1 protein-coding gene is annotated in these 241 nt (G+C 34.4%); it reads left to right on the top strand.

From position 1 onward, the window contains the following. A partial coding sequence (locus tag SB751_RS34620; RefSeq protein WP_410749569.1) for a hypothetical protein occupies positions 1-241 on the top strand: 241 nt, incomplete at both ends.

Here is a 241-nt window from a genome sequence, read left to right as displayed (position 1 = left end):
CAAATAGTAAGTTACCAAGATGGTGACCAGCATGTATTAGATGCAGCTAAAATACTGAAACATGTCACAGAAGAATTACCAAATTCAACGATATTTAGATTGAATGGCGGCACGTTTGTGTTACTTGCCCCTTATGACGTTTTATTTTTAAACAAAGCTCGTTTGGAGCTAAGTGATACATTAAGTAAAAAAGAAAACAGCTTACACATAAATGGCTATGCAAATTTAGCTATAGTTGCAG

It is taken from the genome of Cupriavidus sp. SIMBA_020, assembly GCF_046535395.1.
Lineage (GTDB): Bacteria > Pseudomonadota > Gammaproteobacteria > Burkholderiales > Burkholderiaceae > Cupriavidus > Cupriavidus campinensis.
This window is presented reverse-complemented; position numbering and strand designations above follow the sequence as displayed.